Annotated in this window: 16 protein-coding genes; 10 read left to right on the top strand and 6 right to left on the bottom strand. The window is 74.2% G+C overall.

The features are described from left to right. Nucleotides 1–65: 65 nt before the first annotated feature. From ACFZAM_RS13795 to ACFZAM_RS13780, 4 genes are all read left to right on the top strand, one after another. Nucleotides 66–770 carry a response regulator gene (locus tag ACFZAM_RS13795; RefSeq protein WP_391046199.1) on the top strand — a complete coding sequence of 235 codons (705 nt, stop codon included), beginning with the start codon at nucleotides 66–68 and terminating at the stop codon, nucleotides 768–770. Next, nucleotides 767–2,278 (top strand): ATP-binding protein, encoded by a 1,512-nt coding sequence (locus ACFZAM_RS13790; protein WP_391045749.1) that lies wholly within the window; start codon nucleotides 767–769, stop codon nucleotides 2,276–2,278. The genes ACFZAM_RS13795 and ACFZAM_RS13790 overlap by 4 nt, the downstream gene beginning before the upstream one ends. 217 nt (nucleotides 2,279–2,495) lie before the next feature. Next, nucleotides 2,496–2,996: a hypothetical protein gene (locus ACFZAM_RS13785; protein ID WP_391045747.1), complete on the top strand. Its 501-nt coding sequence runs from the start codon at nucleotides 2,496–2,498 to the stop codon at nucleotides 2,994–2,996. Then, nucleotides 2,993–3,268 (top strand): hypothetical protein, encoded by a 276-nt coding sequence (locus tag ACFZAM_RS13780; protein ID WP_391045746.1) that lies wholly within the window; start codon nucleotides 2,993–2,995, stop codon nucleotides 3,266–3,268. Before ACFZAM_RS13785 ends, ACFZAM_RS13780 begins: the two co-directional genes overlap by 4 nt. Nucleotides 3,269–3,281: 13 nt before the next feature. Here the strand turns inward: ACFZAM_RS13780 and ACFZAM_RS13775 are convergent, their stop codons facing one another. Both ACFZAM_RS13775 and trxA read right to left on the bottom strand, forming a co-directional pair. Next, a complete protein-coding gene (locus ACFZAM_RS13775; protein WP_391045744.1) occupies nucleotides 3,282–4,979 on the bottom strand; it encodes a bifunctional 3'-5' exonuclease/DNA polymerase in 1,698 nt (565 codons plus the stop codon). Nucleotides 4,980–5,185: 206 nt separating this feature from the next. Next, nucleotides 5,186–5,554 (bottom strand): thioredoxin, encoded by a 369-nt coding sequence (trxA, locus tag ACFZAM_RS13770; protein ID WP_355346728.1) that lies wholly within the window; start codon nucleotides 5,552–5,554, stop codon nucleotides 5,186–5,188. A 137-nt stretch (nucleotides 5,555–5,691) separates the two neighbouring features. Here trxA and ACFZAM_RS13765 point away from each other — a divergent pair, with 137 nt between their 5' ends. Next, nucleotides 5,692–5,919, top strand: coding sequence for a hypothetical protein (locus tag ACFZAM_RS13765; protein ID WP_355346725.1), 228 nt, complete (start codon nucleotides 5,692–5,694; stop codon nucleotides 5,917–5,919). Between the two features lie 117 nt (nucleotides 5,920–6,036). On the opposite strand, the gene ACFZAM_RS13760 is transcribed toward ACFZAM_RS13765, so the two are convergent. Beyond that, the gene (locus ACFZAM_RS13760) at nucleotides 6,037–7,302 is read right to left on the bottom strand and encodes a citrate/2-methylcitrate synthase (RefSeq protein WP_391045739.1); all 1,266 of its coding nucleotides are present in this window, start codon (nucleotides 7,300–7,302) and stop codon (nucleotides 6,037–6,039) included. A gap of 106 nt (nucleotides 7,303–7,408) precedes the next feature. On the opposite strand from ACFZAM_RS13760, the gene ACFZAM_RS13755 reads away from it, so the two are divergent. The 5 genes from ACFZAM_RS13755 to ACFZAM_RS13735 all read left to right on the top strand — a co-directional run bounded on the left by ACFZAM_RS13755 (nucleotide 7,409) and on the right by ACFZAM_RS13735 (nucleotide 11,811). Further along, the gene (locus ACFZAM_RS13755; protein WP_391045736.1) at nucleotides 7,409–8,569 is read left to right on the top strand and encodes a citrate synthase; all 1,161 of its coding nucleotides are present in this window, start codon (nucleotides 7,409–7,411) and stop codon (nucleotides 8,567–8,569) included. Between the two features lie 205 nt (nucleotides 8,570–8,774). Continuing rightward, a complete protein-coding gene (locus ACFZAM_RS13750) occupies nucleotides 8,775–9,728 on the top strand; it encodes a zinc-binding dehydrogenase (RefSeq protein WP_391045734.1) in 954 nt (317 codons plus the stop codon). A 106-nt stretch (nucleotides 9,729–9,834) separates the two neighbouring features. Then, complete coding sequence (gene htpX / locus ACFZAM_RS13745; RefSeq protein ID WP_355346713.1) at nucleotides 9,835–10,743, top strand: zinc metalloprotease HtpX; 909 nt, start codon at nucleotides 9,835–9,837, stop codon at nucleotides 10,741–10,743. Continuing rightward, a complete protein-coding gene (locus tag ACFZAM_RS13740) occupies nucleotides 10,743–11,294 on the top strand; it encodes a hypothetical protein (protein ID WP_355346710.1) in 552 nt (183 codons plus the stop codon). The genes htpX and ACFZAM_RS13740 overlap by 1 nt, the downstream gene beginning before the upstream one ends. Nucleotides 11,295–11,370: 76 nt before the next feature. Beyond that, on the top strand, nucleotides 11,371–11,811 hold the full coding sequence (locus ACFZAM_RS13735) for a nitroreductase/quinone reductase family protein (protein ID WP_391045731.1): 441 nt from the start codon (nucleotides 11,371–11,373) through the stop codon (nucleotides 11,809–11,811). A gap of 78 nt (nucleotides 11,812–11,889) precedes the next feature. Here the strand turns inward: ACFZAM_RS13735 and ACFZAM_RS13730 are convergent, their stop codons facing one another. The 3 genes from ACFZAM_RS13730 to ACFZAM_RS13720 all read right to left on the bottom strand — a co-directional run bounded on the left by ACFZAM_RS13730 (nucleotide 11,890) and on the right by ACFZAM_RS13720 (nucleotide 15,787). Further along, nucleotides 11,890–13,341, bottom strand: a complete 1,452-nt coding sequence (locus ACFZAM_RS13730; RefSeq protein ID WP_391045728.1) for an MFS transporter — start codon at nucleotides 13,339–13,341, stop codon at nucleotides 11,890–11,892. Between the two features lie 131 nt (nucleotides 13,342–13,472). Next, on the bottom strand, nucleotides 13,473–13,838 hold the full coding sequence (locus ACFZAM_RS13725; protein WP_355346701.1) for a nuclear transport factor 2 family protein: 366 nt from the start codon (nucleotides 13,836–13,838) through the stop codon (nucleotides 13,473–13,475). 350 nt (nucleotides 13,839–14,188) lie between these two features. Further along, nucleotides 14,189–15,787 carry a hypothetical protein gene (locus ACFZAM_RS13720; protein ID WP_391045727.1) on the bottom strand — a complete coding sequence of 533 codons (1,599 nt, stop codon included), beginning with the start codon at nucleotides 15,785–15,787 and terminating at the stop codon, nucleotides 14,189–14,191. Between the last annotated feature and the right edge of the window lie 3 nt (nucleotides 15,788–15,790).

Below are 15,790 nucleotides of genomic sequence, written 5' to 3'. Positions count from 1 at the left end.
CGGAGGCGGGCGGCGGCCCCGGTTCCGAGCCCGACCCCGGTTCAGGGCCCGGTCCCGGCCGCGTCATGGTCGTGGACGACGACGCGGCGATCCGCCGCTCACTCGGCCGCGCCCTGCGGCTGCGCGGCTTCGCCGTCACCGAGGCCGACGGCGGCGCCGCCGCGCTGGACCTGCTGAGCCGTACCCCGCCCGACATCCTCGTCCTGGACATATCGATGCCCGACGTGGACGGCATCGAGGTGTGCCGGACCCTGCGGGCCGGCGGCGACGACCTGCCGGTGCTGGTGCTCTCCGCGCTCGACGAGGTCGCCGACCGGGTCGCGGGACTCCAGGCGGGCGCCGACGACTACCTCGTCAAACCCTTCGCACTCGAAGAACTCGTCCTGCGGCTGCACGCCCTGCTGCGCCGCCGGCCGCCACGCCCCGACGGCCAGGTCCGCGCCTGCGGCCTCGTCCTCGACCCGGCCGCCCGCACCGCCGCCCGCGAGGGCCGGGCGCTGGAGCTGACCCGCAGGGAGTTCGAACTCCTGGAGTTCCTCGCCCGCAACGCCGGTCTCGTGCTCACCCGCGACCAACTCCTCGACCGGGTCTGGGGATACGACTTCGAGGTCCGCACCGACGCCGTCGACACCTTCGTCAGCTATCTGCGCAAGAAGCTGGAGGCGGGCGGCAGGCCCCGCATCCTGCACACCGTGCGGGGCGTGGGATTCGTCCTGCGGGCCGACGGACGCGAACAGCGGCGAGCCGGGGTACGGGACGGCGTGTCGTGAGGCTGTCCACCCGGATCGCGCTGGCGATCACCGTCCTCGTACCGCTGCTCGTCCTCGCCTCCGGCTGGATCATGGTCCGGCTGGTCGGCCACGACGTTCACGCGCAGGCCGACGCGCACCTGCGGGACCGGGCCGCCGCCGTCCGCACCGACGCCCGCAATCTGCTGCGGGCCATGGCGAACGACCGGTCGGCCGAGGTCGAACAGGCCCGTCAGCGCAAGCTGTTCGCCGCCGCGCTCGACGTCGGCATCCGCGTGACCGGCACCGAGGGCACCGTCACCGAAGGCCCGCAGCCCGCCGACGGCCGGCCGCTGCCCGCCGCGGCGGACGCCGTACGGCCCGTCACCTTCCGTGCGGACGGCAGCAGTTGGCGGGTGCTCGCCGTACCGCTGTCCGTTGTGCGACCCGCCGCGACCGGCACCCTGTGGCTGTTCTCGCCGGACACCGCGGGCCAGGAGCAGATCAGCCGGGTGCGCCGCAGGATCGTCACCGTCGCGCTGCTCACCGCGCCGGTCGCGGGCGCCGCCGCCTGGCTCGCCGTCACCCGCGCGGCGCTCCCGCTGCGGCGGCTCCAGCGCCGCGCCGGGGGCATCGACCCGCGCACCAGCGCCGCCCGCCTCGACCACACGCCGACCCGGGTCACCGAGGTCGACGAACTCGCCCGCACGCTCCAGACCGTCCTCGCGCGCTACGACGAACAGGCCGCCCGTACGGCCGAGGCGCTGGCCACCGCGCGTTCCTTCTCCGCCGCCGCCTCCCACGAACTGCGCAACCCCCTGATGAGCATGCGCATCAACCTCGACGTCCTGGACGGCCGCCCCGAGCCCGACCCCGCGGAACGCGCCGAGATCATCGCCGACCTGCGCGGCGAACACACCAGGCTGCTCGGCCTGTTGGTGATGCTGCGCGCCCTCGCCCAGGGCGACCTGGTCGAGGCCGACGCCTTCGTGCCGGTCGACCTCGCCGACGTGCTGGACGCCGCCGTGGCCGACCTGCGGCGCGAACGCCCCGACGTACGCGTGGAGTTGACTGCGCGGCCGGGCCTGCGCGTGTACGGCTGGCCGCAGGGGCTGCGCTCGGCGGTCGACAATCTGCTGGTCAACGCGGCGGTGCACGGCGCGAGTCGGGACGGGGACGGGCACGGGCCCGGCGGCGGTAGGGGGAGCGGAGGCGGGGCGCTGATCGAGGTGACGCTCGCACCGGGGGCCGACCCGGCGGGCCCCTCTGTCGTACTGACCGTGGACGACCACGGGCCCGGAGTGCCGCCCGCCGCCCGGCGGGAGATCTTCCAGCGCTTCCGCCGCCGCCCCGACAGCCCTGGCTCCGGGCTCGGCCTCGCCCTGGTCGGGCAGCAGATCGCCCTGCACGGCGGGCGGATCACCGTCGGCGACCGGCCGGGCGGTCCCGGCGCGCGCTTCACCGTGGTGCTGCCGCTCGGCGCGTCGGAGCGCCCGCTGCCCGGCGGCCGGGACTGGCTGGCGGGCGCGTCGACGGGGGAGCGGCCGTAGGGCCGCGGACCGCACCGGGCACCGCCTGCCTCGGGTTCCGCGCGAGGGTCACCGGTCGGACCGGGCCACGTGCAAGGTTCCCGGGGCGCACGGCAGTTGCGGTCCGGCCGGTCGTCGCGGGCCTGTCGCGCGGTCACAAGGTTTCCACAAAGACGGTTCCTAACCTCCGGCTCTGACGGGCACCGCGACCGGTGCCGAAACCCTCAGGGAGGAACCCATGCGCCCCACTCGCACCGCCGTGGCGACAGCCGCCGCGCTCGCCGCCCTGCTCGCCGCGGCCGGCACCGCCGTCGCGGACGCCACGAGCCCGTCGGCCGCACCGTCTGCCGACCCGTCCTCGGCACCGGCGGCCGACCCGTCCGCCGCACCGTCGACGGACCCGTCCGCCGCGTCCAGGACCCCGAAGGTCCACAAGGCCCCGACCGGGGACGGCGCCCGCGCCCTGTGCAAGCGGCTGCCGAAGATCGACGCCCGTATCGACCGCGCGCTCGCCCGGCTCAACGGCCCTGCCACGGAACGCGGTTCCGTCGCCCGGCTCCAGAAGCGGGTCGACAACGCGAACACGGCCGGTGACACGGCGGTGGCCACGTATCTCAAGGACAAGCTGACCTTCCGCAAGTCGCTGGTGCCGACCCTCAACCGGCGCAGCACGGATCTGGACGCCGTCCGCACCTGGTGCGGGACACAGGACTTCACGGCGAAGGGCGGCACGAAGTGAGCGGCGCCGCGTCGCGAAAGGGCGGCCGTACGCGGGCCGGTGCCGTGCTGGCCGCCTGCGCGATCGCCGGGGCGCTGGTGACCGGCTGCGGACACTCCGGCCGTACGTCCGCACCGGCGTCGTCGGCGGACACCTCGGCGGGCGCATCCGCGGGCGCGGGCAGCGACTCCTCCGCGCCCTCGGACTCCGAACTCGCCCGTATGCGCAAGCTGGTGGACGACGCGGATTCCGCCGCCGCGACGGCGGAATCCGACGCGGCGGGTGACAAGTGACCCTGCCGCCGGGCTACTTGGCGTCCGCGTAGCACGCCACCGCGTGCGTCTCCAGCGGGAACGGCACCGGGGCGGAGCCGAAGACCAGGCGGCGGGCCTCGTCACCGGCCGCCGTCACCGCCGCCTCGACGGCGGGCGCGAGCTCGGTCGGGGCGTGCACGATCACCTCGTCGTGCTGGAAGAAGACCAGTTGGGGCTCCGGCCCGATCGCGGTCAGCCGGCGGCGCAGCGAGGCCAGCATGGCCAAGGCCCAGTCGGAGGCGCTGGCCTGGATGAGGAAATTGCGCGTGAAGCGGCCCCAGGACCGGGCCGCGCGGCGGTCGGGGGACGCGCCGTCGCCGGGGTCGGCGCTCTCGTCGAGGAACCGGTCGGCGGACGGCGCGGGCGACGTACGGCCCAGCCGCGACCGTACGATCCCGCCCGCCTCGCCCGTCCTGGCCGCGGCCTCCACCAGGGCGAGGGCGGCGGGGAAACGACGGCGCATCACCGCGAGAAGCTGACCCGCCTCGCCGCTGGTCTGCCCGTACATCGCCGCGAGCAGTGCGATCTTGGCGCGCGGCCGGTCGCCGCCGAAGGCGTTCCGCGCCAGGGCCGCGTACAGATCGCCCTCCGCGGCAGCCGCCGCGAGCCCGGCGTCACCGGACATCGCGGCCAGCACCCGCGGCTCCAGCTGCCCGGCGTCGGCGACCACCAGTCGGTGCCCGGGGTCGGCGACGACGGCGGAGCGCAGCAGCCGCGGGATCTGAAGGGCGCCGCCGCCACGCGTCGCCCACCGGCCCGACACCACGCCGCCCACCACGTATTCGGCGCGGAAGCGGCCGTCGCGCACCCAGCTCTCGCGCCAGGCCCAGCCATGCGCGGCGTGGATCCGGGACAGTTCCTTGTAGCGCAGCAGCAGCCCGGCCGCCGGATGCCCGACCTCGCGCAGCTCGTGCGAGCGGGTCGACGTCAGATGCACGCCGACGCGGGCGAAGGCGGGCAGCATCTGGGCGGGGGAGTCGGGGTTGACCGGACGTCCGAGCGCGTCCTGGATACGGGCGGCCAACTCGCCCAGCAGCGCGGGCCGTGCGCCACCCGCGGGGCGCGGGCCGAGCAGCCCGGTCAGCAGCTCGTCGTGCACCTCGGCGCTCCACGGCAGCCCGTCCCGGCCCATCTCGACCGCGGCGAGCGCGCCCGCGGACTCCGCCGCGCACAGCAGCCGGATCCTGTCGGGGTGCTCGCTCGCGGCGATCCGCCGCTGCTGCGCCGCGTGCACCTCGACCAGCGCGGCCAACGGGTCGAGATCCCGCGGGAGATGACGCCGGTCGGCGGCGAACAGCACCGGCTGGTCGTCCGCGCCGGGCTCCGGGGCGTCCTCGGGCTCGGGCAGCCCGTGCAGCCGCGCCCACGCCGCCCCCAGCGACCGGGGCCTGCGGTGCCTGCCCTCCTGCCCGAGCAGCAGCGACTCGACGAGCTTCACGTCATGGCAGCGCGCGGTGCGCACCGACCCCCGGTCGAGCAGCCACGGATACACCTCGTCGGTCGCCGCCCAGACCCAGCGCGGCGCCTGCTCGGCCTCCCGCCGCGCGACCTCAGCGGCCAGGTCCCGTACGACATCGACCTTCCCGACCGCCGTCCCGTCCTCCCCGAGCGCGCACAGCCGCCCGCCCGACCCCACCGGGTCGGGCACGGCGGCGATCCGCGCGACGGCGGCGATGGCTGTACCCACCATCGGAGCCTAGACGCGACCACTGACAATGCCCTGGAGGGCGGGCCCGCGGACGGTGTCGCGCACGGGCCCGGCCGCGTTACCCCGGCGGGCCGACGACACGGCGGCGCAAGGGCCGCGCTCCGGCCCGGCGGCGAATCCTTCTCGCCGCGGGCCGGGGGCGCGGCCCCGGATGTCCCTCGCTGTCGCGTCGGTGGCGGGCGGGCCCGTCAGGAGCTCTGCTGGGCCTCCTCGACCGACTTGCGCACCTCGTCCATGTCGAGGGCGCGGGCCTGCGCGATGACGTCCTCCAGGGCGGGCTCGGGCAGCGCTCCCGGCTGCGCGAAGACCGCGACCTTGTCACGGACGATCATCAGGGTCGGGATCGACTGGATCTGGAAGGCCGCGGCCAGCTCGGGCTGCGCCTCCGTGTCGACCTTCGCGAAGACCAGGTCCTGGTGCTTCTCGGACGACTTGTCGTAGACCGGTGCGAACATCCGGCACGGCCCGCACCAGGCGGCCCAGAAGTCGATGAGGACGAAATCGTGCGACGACACGACCTCGTCGAAATTCTCCTTGGTCAGCTCCACAGTGCTCATGCCCCCACAACGGGCGGCGCCCGCCGGAAATTCCTGCCGTCGCCGCGGGTGCCACGGACCCCGGAGAGTTCACTCATACGAGTGGTGCGGGCGGGGTGTGCAGTGGCGTCCGACCCGTCGGAGTCGTTGGTCGGGTTATGGCAGCAACGCAGTGGATTCCGCAGGACGACGGCGCCGACGGCGCGGGCGACGGTCACCAGCCATGGCGCTATTCCCGTGCCGGAACGGTTCTGCAGAGCACGGAGGCACCGGTCTTCGCGGAACTCGCCGACCAGTGGCGGTCCGCGGGCCGCATGGTGCCGGGCCAGAAGGACACGGAGTGGGCCGAACTGGTCGGCCGCATCCCCCGTCTGACCGGCGTCTGACGACGGTTCCCGGCCCCGGCCCGGACTCCGGCCCCGGCCCAGCCTCCGGCCGATGCCCGGGTCTCCGCTGAGGGCGGCGTCGGCGGTCATCCGCCCGTGGGAGGCGACCGCGCGCCGTCACGGCAGCGGCTGGGGCGGCGGTGGTCCCTGATAGGTGCCGCTGGGGCGCATCCGCAGCGGGCGCTCCTGGTACTCCTCCAGGGCGTGCGCGATCCAGCCCGCCGTGCGCGCCACGGAGAAGACCGTCTCGCCCGCCTCCGCGGGCATCGCGGCGGAGACCGAGAGCACCGCGAGGGCCAGGTCGACGTTGGGGTGCAGCGGGGTGTGGCGGGCGGCCGTCGCCGCCAGGTCGCGGGCCGCGGCCAGCGCGTCGGAGGCGGCGGGCACCTGCCCGAGCAGGTGGAAGAGCAGCCGGGCGCGCGGGTCCTCGCCCTGGTAGAGACGGTGCCCGAGGCCGGGGATCCGCTGACCGGCGCGCAGTTGCTCGGCGACAACGGGACCCGCGCCGCCGCGCTCCAGCACCTCGGCGAGCGTCCGGTGGGCCAGGGCGCTGGCCTGTCCGTGCAGCGGCCCGTCCAGCGCGCCGAGTCCGGCGGACACCACCGCGTAGGGGTGCGCGCGGGCCGAGGCGGCGACCCGCGCGGCCAGCGTCGAGGCGGCCAGGTCGTGGTCGACGAGCAGAGCGAGCGCCGCGTCCAGCACCCGCAGCGACGCCTCGTCGGCGGGCCGCTCGGTCAGCCGCGACCACAGCCGCCAGGCCAGCCCGCCCTCTCCCGAATGCGGCCGACCGAGCGGCGGCAGCGCGCCGACCAGGGTCGGGATCAGGCTGCGCGCCGTGCCCAGCACGGCCTCCTCCGACAGGTCGAAGCGCAGCGGATCCGCGGTGGCCGCCGCGATGACCGCGACCCGCAGCCGGTCCATCGGACCGCAGCCCGCGGGCAGCGCGTCGCCCGCGCTGCGGGCGGCCTTCAACAGCGGCTCGGGCGCGGTGAAGCGGACCCCGCGCCGCAGCACCCCGGTCCACAGCCACTCGGCGACCTCCTCGAAGCCGTACGCCGTGGCCAGCCCGGTCGCGTCGACCCCGCGGAAGTAGAGGCCGTCGTCCTCGATCAAAGTGACGCCGGTACGGATACGGACCCAGGCGCCGTTTCCGCCCCCGCCGCCCCCGCTGTCCGAGGGCCCGTCGGCACCGGCCGCCGCGGGCCGTGCGCGCCGGGCCAGGGCCTCGACCTCGTCCGGGTCGAAGGTGCTGCCCCTGCCGCCCTCGGCCCGTCGGCTGGCGAGCAGGCCGCGGCTGACATACGCGTACAGCGTCTCCGGCTTCACGCCGAGCCGCCGGGCGGCCTCCCGGGTGCTGATCCGGTCCGCCGGTTGATCCGTCATGGCCTCACCGTATCCATAGTGCTCAGCTCATTCACATTGATTCAATCAACATTGACAGAGTTTAAATCAATCATGGAGAGTCGAGTCAATACCCAAGGAGGACACGATGCCGACCACCGAGCAGAACGCCCCGATCGACGTACCCCGCGGGCTCAAGGGCGTGATCGTCACCGACACATCCATCGGCGACGTCCGCGGGCTCGAAGGCTTCTACCACTACCGCGAGTATTCCGCCGTGGAGCTGGCCGAGAGCCGCGGCTTCGAGGACGTCTGGCACCTGATGTTCCACGGCGCGCTGCCCGACGCGGCCGAGCGCGCCGCGTTCACCGCGCGGACCGCCGCCCTGCGGCACCTGCCCGCCGACGTGGCGGACGCGCTCCCGGCCATCGCCCGCGCCAGCGCGCTGTCGGGACCGCTCGCGGGGCTGCGCACCGCGCTGTCGCTGACCGGCGCCTCGGCCGGATTCCGCCCGCTGTACGACCTCACGCCCGACCGCCGCCGCGCCGACGCGCTGGCCGCCTGCGCGGTGGTGCCCACCCTGCTCACCGCGCTGCACCGGCTCGCCCAGGGCCTGGAGCCGGTCGAGCCGCGCGACGACCTGCCGTACGCGGCGAATTACCTCTACATGCTGACCGGCGAGGAGCCGGAGCCCGTACGCGCCCGAGCCGTCGAGCGCTATCTGATCTCGACCGTCGACCACGGCTTCAACGCCTCGACGTTCACCGCCCGCGTGATCGCCTCGACGGGGGCGGACCTGGCCGCGTGTCTGGTGGGCGCGATCGGCGCGCTGTCCGGGCCGCTGCACGGCGGCGCGCCCAGCCGCGCGCTCGACACACTCGACGCGATCGGCACGCCCGACCGGATCGACGGCTGGCTGCGGGAGCACATCGGGGCGGGCGAGCGGATCATGGGCTTCGGCCACCCCGTGTACCGCACCGAGGACCCGCGCTCGCGGATGCTCAAGGGCATCGCGCAGAGCTTCGGCGGCGACCTGGTGGACTTCGCGGTGCAGGTGGAGGCCCGCGCGGAGGCGCTGCTCGCCGAGCTGAAGCCCGGCCGCGAGCTGCACATCAACGTCGAGTTCTTCGCGGGCGTCGTGATGGAGCTCTGCGGGCTGCCGCGCGAGATGTTCACGCCCACCTTCGCCGCCGCCCGGGTCGTCGGCTGGAGCGCCAACATCCTGGAGCAGGCCGAGGACAGCAAGATCATCCGGCCGTCCGCGCGGTACGTCGGCCCGCCGCCGCCCGTGCCGGTGCCCGCCGCCTGAGCGGACCGGCGGGGGCGCCGGTGCCGTGGTGGAGTGCGCGACGGAACGCGTTGCGGCGTGCCCAAGCGGCGTGCTCAAGCGGTGTGCCCAAGCGGTGTGCGACATACCAACCAGTCGGTAATATCGGCGGAGCGGACACCGGGACACACCGGCGGACGCCAGGAAAGCACCCGCAGGGTGCGCCCCACCACGCTGAGGAGCCGACGTGCGCGCGATCCAGATCACCGAATTCGGCGGTCCCGAGGTGCTGCGGGAGACCGAGCTGCCCGACCCCGTGGCAGGCCCGGGCCAGCTCCTCGTGGACGTCGACTCCGCCGGGATCAACTACGCCGACACGCACACCGTCGAGGACTCCTACCTCTCGCGCTCCACGCTCCCGATGGTCCCCGGCGCCGAGGTGGTCGGCCGCACCGCGGAGGGCCGCCGGGTCGTCGCCCTCACCGACAACGGCGGCTACGCCCAGAAGGCCGTCGTCCAGGAGTACCTGGCCCACGACGTGCCCGACGAGGTCACCGACGGGCAGGCGCTCGCCCTGGTCGTCCAGGGCCTCACCGCCTGGCACCTGCTGCGCACCTCCGGACGCCTGGCCGAGGGCGAGAGCGTCGTGGTGCACGCGGCGGCCGGCGGTACGGGCTCGCTCGCCGTCCAGCTCGCCAAGACCTTCGGCGCGGGCCGGGTGATCGCCACCGCCTCGTCCGAGGACAAGCGGGACCTCGCGCTTGAACTCGGCGCCGACGTCGCCGTCGACTCCGGCCCCGAGAACCTGAAGGACCGTCTCGTCGAGGCGAACGGCGGCAAGAAGGTCGACATCGTGCTGGAGATGACCGGGGGCCCGGTCTTCGACGCCTCGCTCGCCGCGCTCGCGCCGTTCGGCCGCCTCGTCACGTACGGTCTGGCCTCCAGGACGCCCCCGACACCGGTCCAGGCCGCACAGCTCATGGCCCGCTCCCGCGCGGTCGTCGGCTTCTGGCTGACGCACTGCCTCGGCCGTCCGGGGATGTACCGCGAGCCGATGGCCGAGCTGCTGGAAATGACCGCGGCGGGCCGCCTCGTGCCCCGGCTCGGCGGGGTCTATCCGCTGTCCGAGGCGGTCAGGGCCCATGAGGAGCTGCGGGCCCGGCAAACCTTCGGCAAATTGGTGCTCGATGTGAGGGCCTGAGCGGAACCGACGGGCTCGTCGTAGTCGTTGAACAGGTGCACACTCGACAACGAGGTACGACGGACCGCCGCCAGTGGTCCGCGCCCCGCATGTCTCGGGAGGGGCCATGGACCGCAACCGCTTCGCGCCCGACCGGGGGCTGACCACGCGCATGGTGGTCACGATGTTCCTGATCGGTCTGCTCTATGTCGTCTTCGTCGGCGCGCTGCTGGCGCTGCTGCGCGGATCCTGGCCGCTGATCCTCGTGATCGCCGGAGTTCTCTTCATCGCGCAGTTCTGGTTCAGCGACCGCATCGCCGCCTTCAGCATGGGCGCCAAGGAGGTCACGCCCGAACAGGCGCCGGAGCTGCACGGCGTCGTGGACCGCATCTGCGCGCTCGCCGACATGCCCAAGCCCAAGGTCGCCATCGCCGATTCCGACGTGCCGAACGCGTTCGCCACCGGTCGCAACAAGAAGAACACCACGGTGTGCGCCACGACCGGGCTGCTGCGCCGCCTGGAGCCGGACGAGCTGGAGGGCGTCATCGCCCACGAGTTGTCCCACGTCGCCCACAAGGACGTCGCGGTCATGACGATCGCCTCCTTCCTCGGCATCCTCGCCGGTGTCATCACCCGGATCGGCCTCTACGGCGGCTTCCGCCGGGCGCGCGACCCCGGCACCGCCGTGCTCGCCGTGGCGATCCCGCTGGTCAGCGCGGTCGTCTACGCCATCAGCTTCCTGCTCACCCGGATGCTGTCGCGCTACCGCGAGCTGTCCGCCGACCGCAGCGCCGCGCTGCTCACCGGCCGCCCCTCCTCGCTGGCCTCCGCACTGACCAAGGTCACCGGGCAGATCGGCGCGATCCCCACCAAGGACCTCCGCAAGGCGGAGCCCTTCAACGCCTTCTACTTCGCGCCCGCGCTGAGCGCGAAGGGCGGAGGCTCCGCCTTCTCGAAGCTGCTGTCCACCCACCCCTCCCTTGAGCAGCGGCTGGAGCAGCTCAGCCGCATCACTCTCGAACTGGACCGCCACTGATGGGTCTGCTGGACGTCATCCTCGGCCGCAGCAAGCCGGTCAAGCCCGACCTCGATCAGCTCTTCGGCCTCACCTCGGCCGCCATCACCCTCGAAGCGGCGAGCGAGCTGCGGCCCACCGGCCTCGGCTCGGTCTGCTTCGCGGCCGTCGAGGGCGGCGCCTTCGCCGAGATCCAGCAGGACCTGCGGGCCCTGGTCGGCGCGGAGGCCAGCCAGGACTCGTACGGCTACACCTGGCTGCTGGCCCGCAAGGACCCCGCCGAGATGACCGACCTCGTCACCGATCTGCACGCGATCAACTCCGCCCTGGAAGAACGCGGCTTCGGCCCGCAACTGCTCTGCTCGCTGCTCGGTTTCAAGGACCCCGCGGGCCGCTCGGTGGCGCTGGTCTACCTCTACAAGCGCGGCTCCTTCTACCCCTTCGCCCCGCTGCCCGGCGAGAAGCGGGACAACGCGCTGGAACTCCAGGTCAGAGCCCTGGTCACCAATGACCTCCGGCTGGAGGACGACCTGTCGCGCTGGTTCCCCGTCTGGGGCGCGCCGGGCCTGTGACCGCTCCGTACGCCCTGTTTGCGGCGCGCCCGCCCTACGCTGGGTGCTACTCGAACCCTCTGGAAGGCACACACGCATGACGTCTTATGACCCCGCCGCGGTGAAGGTCAGCCCCGAGAAGTGGGTGGCCGACCAGGCCCGCCGCTACGAGGAGTCCAACGGCACCGAGGGCACCGACCTCAACGGCTCGCCCTGCCTGCTCCTCGACTACCAGGGCCGTCGCAGCGGCGCGTGGCTGCGTACCGTACTGATCTACGGCCGGGACGGCGACGACTACCTGATCGTCGCCTCCAAGGGCGGCGCCCCCGAGCACCCCCTGTGGTACCTGAGCGTCCGCGACAACCCCGAGGTCCACCTGCGGGTGCTCGGCGAGCGCTTCGCCGCCCGCGCCGAGACGCTGTCGCCGCAGGACAAGGCCCGGGTGTGGCCGCACCTGCTCGATGTGTACGCGCCGTACGCCGACTACCAGAAGAAGACCGACCGGGACATTCCCGTGGTGCGGCTCCGCCGGATCTGACGACATGTCGATCTGACGACGGGTAAGGGGCGACCACCCAGGTGGTCGCCCCTTACCCGTGCCGCCCGAGGGCTCGGCTCACCGAGCCGCCTCGCGCCGCCGGACGGCGAAGCTCAGGACCGCCAGCGCCAGTTCGAGGCCGAGCAGGAACACCAGCCCCATCCGGAAGGCGTGCGGGTAACCGCCGGGCGCGCCGTCGCCGACCGCGCCGTAGAAGATGATGCCGATCAGGGCGATGCCGAGCGCGCCGCCGATCTGCTGCGTGGTGGCCACCACGCCGGAGGCCGAGCCGACGAGCCGGGGCGGGACGGTGGCCAGCGCGTCGTGGGTGAGCGGGGCGATCACCATGCCCATCCCGACGCCGTCCATGATGAGCCCCGGCACCAGCTCCCACAGGCTGCCGGTGGTCCCGGAGCGGTGCGCCGCCTCCCACAGCAGACCGAGCCCCGCGGCCATCGCCAGCGCTCCGGCCGGGACCGTACGGCCGCCGAGCCTGGCCGCGATGCGGTGCGCGTTCGTCGAGGTCAGCAGGTAGCCGCCGCCGATCGCCAGGAAGACCGTGCCCGAGTGCAGGGCGTTCAGGCCGCGGCCCGCCTGGAGGTACAGGGCGAGGATCAGGAAGAACGAGCCCTGCCCGCTCCAGAAGACGAACTGCGCGAGGGAGCCGGGACCGAAACCGCGCTGCCGGAACAGGTCCGTGTTCAGCACCGGGTCGCCGCCGCGGCGGCCGAGCCGGTCCTGGTGGCGGACGAAGACGGTGACGAGCACGGCGGACGCGGCCAGGCACAGCCAGGTCCACAGCGGCCAGCCCGCCGCACGCCCCTGGATCAGCGGCAGCACGAGCGCGACGACAGCGGCGGTGGACAGCGCCACGCCGGTGAGGTCCAGCCGGGGCCGTTGCGGCGCCCTCGACTCGGCCAGGGCGCGCGGCACCAGCGCCAGGGCGAGCAGCCCGACCGGGAGGTTGATCAGGAAGCAGGCCCGCCAGCCGAGGCCGAGCACGTCGGCCTTGATCAGCAGACCGCCGATGAGCTGCCCGAAGACCGCGCCGACGCCCATCGTCAGCCCGTACATGCTGAAGGCGCGGGCCTGCGCCTTGCCGGTGTAGGCGGTCTGGAGAATCGACAGCACCTGCGGGCTCATCAGCGCGGCCGACAGGCCCTGGAGGACCCGCGCCGCCACCAGCGTCCCTGCGGTGGGGGCGAATCCGCACGCCGCCGAGGTGGCGGTGAACAGCGCGAGCCCGACGGTGAACATCCGTCTGCGGCCGAAGACGTCACCGAGCCGGCCCGCCGTGATCAGCCCGGTGGCCACGGCCAGGCCGAAGCCCGCCACCACCCACTGGATCGACGCGGTGCCCGCGTGCAGGTCGTTCTGGACGGAGGGGATCGCCACATTCACGATGAAGATGTCGAGCGCGATCATGAAGGTCGCGGCCAGCAGGAGCAGCAGGCCGAGGTCTGGCCGCTTGCTGACCGGCGAGCCGTCGCGGCTCGCGGGCGGGGACGCGGCGGTGGTGGCCGAGGCCATGACGGAACTCCTGTCGCAGGGGGGACGGATGTCCGGGGCGATGACGGGGTACGGGTGCGGCTCGGTGGTGACGGGGTACGGGGTACGGGCGGGGCCCTGCGCGGGCCGCACCCGTACCCGTGGAGCGGTGCTCAGGCGCCGGCCGGGACCTTGTCGAGGAAGCCCTGGACGCTGTGCACCAGGCCGTCCTCGCCGATCGCGGCCACGTCGAAGCCGACCACCAGCGACTCGCCGCCCGCCGGGCCCAGCTCCCACGTGAAGCGGGCGATGTGGTGGTGCGCGTCGACCGGGCCCAGGGTGAACACGAAGCCGGGGAACTGCGCCTGCACGGCGCCGACCACCGCGTCGAAGGCGTCCCGCCCGGTGACGTCGGCCAGCGGGTCGGTGTAGCGGCCGTCGGCGGCGAATACCTCGTCGATCAGGCGGCGCCGGGCGGCCGGGTCGGTCTCGTTCCAGGCGGCGATGTAGCGCTGGACCAGGTACAGGGTGTCGCTCATGGCTGGTGTCTCCCTACGTTGTCCGGCGCCGGGTGGCGCCGTGTTCTCGCAGGTCAAGACGGTACGGACGGGACCGCGTCCGCGAATCGGTCATCGTTGGGTACTTGTGCGGCCGGTTGTACGTCACGACCGGTCGCCATGACGTACACGCCCCGCGGGCCGGGGTCCGAACCGGCGTCTCGCACCGCCTCCCGTAGGCGTCTCGGCCAATCCGTGGTGGCGTTGCGCACCGGCCGTGAGCGCCGGGAGTGCCGGGAGCACCGGCCCGCGGCACCGTCCCCCGGAGCAGCCCGCACGTTCGGCCCCGGTGCGCGGTCCGCGAAGGCGGGACCGCGCACCGGGGGAAGAGGTCACCTCGTGGCGTCGAGCCGGACCTTCAGCGCGTCCAGCGTGTCCGCGATGCGCGGGGAGCCGCAGTGCCGGGACAGCCGGGCGGCCTCGCGGCCCAGCGTGCGCGCGCCCTCCAGGTCACCGGTCAGGGCGCGGGCGGTGGCGGCGCGCGCCGAGTACAGGCAGCGGTCGCGTACGTACGAGGCGTCCTGCATCGCCAGCGCCTGCTCCAACAGGGGCCTGGCCTCGTGCGCGTGGCCCAGGTCGAGCAGCGACTGACCGGTCTGCGCGGCCAGTTCGGCCGCGTCGAACCAGTAGAGCCATGACGGACCCGACTCCCGCTCCGCCAGGTCCAGTTGGCGCTCCGCCTCGGAGACCGCGCGCCGTGAGGCGCCGTCGGCGCCGACCGCGGCGTGCGCCCGGCTCAGCCTGCTGGCGGCCAGCGCCCGGACGGCCGGGGGAGTGCCGCCCGCCGCCCGTACCCCCGCCTCCGCCGCGGCCACCGCGTCCCGCGGCTGACCCGCGATCACCGCGTGCAGCGCGAGGCCGCCCCACAGCGCGACGGCCAGCGGGCGGTCACCCGCGCTGTGGGCGAGCCGCAGACCGGTCAGATAGTGCCGCTGCGCCGCCCCGAGCCGGCCGGTGTCGGTGGCCGCCCAGCCGCCGAGCTGCGCCAGGTCGGCGGCGACCCGCAACAGCCTTGCCCCGTGGGCCCGTTCGTGCTGCCCCCGGTGCAACAGGCCGCGCACCATGCGCAGATCGGCCTCGACCCGGTGCCGTACGGCCGCGCCGCCGAGCCGGTCGTCGAGCTTGCGCAGCCCCAGCACCCCGGCTTCGAGCCAGTCGATCACCGGACCGTCCACGACGGCCGCGGCCACCGCTTTGTCGACGGCGTCGTCGCGGAACGCGGCCGCGGCGTTCGCCTGTCGCGGCACGCGTCCCGAGCGGGTGCCGGGCACCGGTTCGTCCCACCGCTCGGCCATGGCGGCCGACGCCGACCCGCGTCCCGCCGCGGGCGAGGGCGACCCGCGTCCCGCCGCGGCCGAGGGCGACCCGCGTCCCGCCGCGGCCGAGGGCGAACCCGCCTTCTTGTCCAGGGCACGTGAACCCATGGAACCCATCGCGCCCGCCGCGCCGCCCGAGCCCGCGGAACCGGCGGCGCCCGTCGTGCCCTCCGCGCCCGCCGCGTCCCAGTCCGCGATGGCGTCGAGCAGCGCCTGCTCGTCCGCGATGGGGAAGCCGCGCGGGTCGCTCGCGCCGTTGTCGAGCAGCGCGGTGAGCGCGGTGAAACTGCCCTCGACCGTCCACGGCAGCCCGTCCGGCATGCCGCCGTGCGCCGGGAGCCAGCGCGGCCAGGGCCTCAACTCCAGTTCCCTGGAGGGGATTCCGAGCGCGCGGGCCAGCGCGCGCTGGCTGTCGGCCTCCGGCACGACCCCCCAGTGCTCCCAGCGCCAGACCTTCTCGCGGCGGGCCGCCATCGGCACCCCGAGGATCCGCGCGTTGTCGGCTATGACCCGTGCCAGGTCCTGGTAGCTCCACCCGTGTCTTCGCCGTACATAGGCGAGCGGGTGGGTGGAGGCTGCCGCACTCTGTCGTTCCCCCGCGTCCGCACCGCTCACGCT

Source organism: Streptomyces sp. NPDC008079, from assembly GCF_042957385.1.
Taxonomy (GTDB): domain Bacteria; phylum Actinomycetota; class Actinomycetes; order Streptomycetales; family Streptomycetaceae; genus Actinacidiphila.
Note: the sequence above shows the minus strand (reverse complement) of the source record. Positions and strands in the feature narration are given on the sequence as shown.

Coding starts and splice junctions, on each gene's coding strand:
- ACFZAM_RS13740 (WP_355346710.1), top strand. CDS start 10,743: ATGGGTCTGCTGGACGTCATCCTCGGCCGCAGCAAGCCGGTCAAGCCC.
- ACFZAM_RS13725 (WP_355346701.1), bottom strand. CDS start 13,838: ATGAGCGACACCCTGTACCTGGTCCAGCGCTACATCGCCGCCTGGAAC.
- htpX (WP_355346713.1), top strand. CDS start 9,835: ATGGACCGCAACCGCTTCGCGCCCGACCGGGGGCTGACCACGCGCATG.
- ACFZAM_RS13795 (WP_391046199.1), top strand. CDS start 66: ATGGTCGTGGACGACGACGCGGCGATCCGCCGCTCACTCGGCCGCGCC.
- ACFZAM_RS13735 (WP_391045731.1), top strand. CDS start 11,371: ATGACGTCTTATGACCCCGCCGCGGTGAAGGTCAGCCCCGAGAAGTGG.
- ACFZAM_RS13775 (WP_391045744.1), bottom strand. CDS start 4,979: ATGGTGGGTACAGCCATCGCCGCCGTCGCGCGGATCGCCGCCGTGCCC.
- trxA (WP_355346728.1), bottom strand. CDS start 5,554: ATGAGCACTGTGGAGCTGACCAAGGAGAATTTCGACGAGGTCGTGTCG.
- ACFZAM_RS13760 (WP_391045739.1), bottom strand. CDS start 7,302: ATGACGGATCAACCGGCGGACCGGATCAGCACCCGGGAGGCCGCCCGG.
- ACFZAM_RS13765 (WP_355346725.1), top strand. CDS start 5,692: ATGGCAGCAACGCAGTGGATTCCGCAGGACGACGGCGCCGACGGCGCG.
- ACFZAM_RS13785 (WP_391045747.1), top strand. CDS start 2,496: ATGCGCCCCACTCGCACCGCCGTGGCGACAGCCGCCGCGCTCGCCGCC.
- ACFZAM_RS13730 (WP_391045728.1), bottom strand. CDS start 13,341: ATGGCCTCGGCCACCACCGCCGCGTCCCCGCCCGCGAGCCGCGACGGC.
- ACFZAM_RS13755 (WP_391045736.1), top strand. CDS start 7,409: ATGCCGACCACCGAGCAGAACGCCCCGATCGACGTACCCCGCGGGCTC.